Annotated in this window: 2 pseudogenes; both read left to right on the forward strand. The window is 68.2% G+C overall.

Going from position 1 to position 2,088, the window contains the following annotated elements:
• Positions 1–236 precede the first annotated feature (236 nt).
• Positions 237–353, forward strand: a pseudogene (locus tag AB0873_RS32355) (helicase associated domain-containing protein); the annotation flags it as partial.
• Between the two features lie 621 nt (positions 354–974).
• A pseudogene (locus tag AB0873_RS32360) lies at positions 975–1,961 on the forward strand (cytochrome c biogenesis protein ResB); the annotation flags it as partial.
• Positions 1,962–2,088: the final 127 nt, after the last annotated feature.

Consider the following 2,088-nt stretch of genomic DNA (forward strand, 5'->3'; position numbering starts at 1 on the left):
CTCGCCACCTGGACCGGCGCATGCCCCACCTGCCGACGCAAGATCAGAACCATCCGACGGAAACGACGACCACCAACCTAACAAAGCACTACTAGCCAATCAGAGGCGCCGGGCCGACAAACTGCCCCAGGAGCGGCGCGACGCATTACGCAACCTAGACCCCGAGTGGAGCCCGCCCTGGCCCCGGGACTGGCACCGGAGCCTGCTGCGGGCGCGATGGTACAAGGGCTGAGTACGGCAATGTGAACGTTCCACAGTCCTATCGGACAGCTGACGGGTATCGCCTCGGCTTCTGGCTCTACCACCAGCGGCTCCAAGGCCGCCATCTGAGTTCGAGCAGCAGGGCGCCCTGACCGACCTGAGCGTGCTCTGGGACCGCCCGCTGGTCAGGGAACAGCGATGGCGCGACGCCTTGGCAGCTGCCGAGGCGTTTCACCGTGAGTTCGGGCACTGCGAGTGCACCGTAGCTACGTCGCCTCGAACGGGATCAAGCTGGGTAGGTGGATGGAGAACGTGGAAAGGAAGGCGAATCTCCTTCAGGCGCGGCGGCAAGCCGATCTGCGAGCACTTGGCCTGCTTTATGACGGGCAGACGGGCGAAGGGCATCCGGGCAGGAACAACCTCGACCTGCTTCCCCGCCCAACTCCGGCGGTGAGGGCTTATAGCACCGGGAGAACCGACATAGGCAGAATGACAGAGCCCGGTGGTAGGGAGCGTGTGCGCGATTCGCCAGGCCCGCAGAACTACCTGGTGTGCTTTCCGTGCCGTGGCGGCAGGCCGCGCTTCATCGGGTCGAGAGGGGCAATGGGTGTACGACGTGGACGGCAGGCGTTACGTGGATGTGGCTCAGTCGTGGAGGCCGCCCACCCCTGAAAACCGCCCAGCCGAAGGTGGTGGATCTCGTCCAGGAAGCCAACACAAGAAGGCACAAACTCGTTGCAGGCGACCGTCGGCGCCCGTGAGGTGAGCATCTGATGACCGTCGTGGACGACCGGCCGGCCCCGCCGGCCGAGGCGCCCCGGCGCCGCCCCAACCCGGTCCTGGCGCTGCTGCGCAACTCGTGGCGGCAGCTCACCAGCATGCGTACCGCGCTGGTGCTGCTCTTCCTGCTCGCGGTCGCCGCGATCCCCGGCTCCGTCCTCCCGCAGCGCGGCGTCAACCCCGAGGACGTACGGGACTACTTCGCCGCCCACCCCGACCTGGCCCCGGTGCTCGACCGGCTTGGCGCCTTCGAGGCGTTCGGGTCGGTCTGGTTCTCGGCGATCTACCTGCTGCTCTTCACGTCGCTGATCGGCTGCATCACGCCCCGCCTCCGCGACCACGTGCGGGCCCTGCGCTCGCAGCCGCCCGCCGTCCCGAAGCGGCTGGACCGCCTGCCCCAGCACGCCGTCCTCGCCGCCCCGCCCGGGGGAGCCGCCGCGATCGCCGAGTCGCTGCGCCGCCGCCGCTGGCGCGTGGTGGTCCGGGGCGACGAGGTCTCCGCCGAGAAGGGCTACCTGAAGGAGACCGGCAACCTGCTCTTCCACACCTCGATGGTGGTGGTGCTGGTCGGCGTCGCGCTCGGCTCGTGGTACGGCTGGAGCGGCAACCGCCTCCTGGTAGCCGGCGCGGACAACGCGTTCTGCAACACCCAGCAGCAGTACGCCGAGACGAACTTCGGCGCCCGCGTGGGCAGCGCCGATCTGCCGGGCTTCTGCATGCGGCTCGACGATTTCGAGACGCGGTTCCTGGAGTCCAACGGCCAGCCCGAGTTCTTCAACGCGAAGGTGAGTGTCGACGAGGACGGTGGCGCCCCGCGCCCGGCCGAGTTCTCGGTCAACTCGCCGCTGCGCCTCGACGGCGCGAACGTCTACCTGCTCGGCCACGGGTACGCCCCGGTGATCCGCTACACCGACCGCTTCGGCCGCAGCCAGACCAGCGCGACCCCGTTCCTGACCACCGGGGACGTCGGGATCACCGGGAGGGGCTAGGCAGTGTCTTCAAAGGTTTATAACCATTGCAGTAGCGCGGCGATGGTGACGGTGGCCTGGTACGAGGTGGCGGTCTTGTCGTAGCGGGTGGCGACACTGCGGCACTGCTTGAGTCGGT

Source organism: Micromonospora sp. NPDC047707 (genome assembly GCF_040704235.1).
Lineage (GTDB): Bacteria > Actinomycetota > Actinomycetes > Mycobacteriales > Micromonosporaceae > Micromonospora.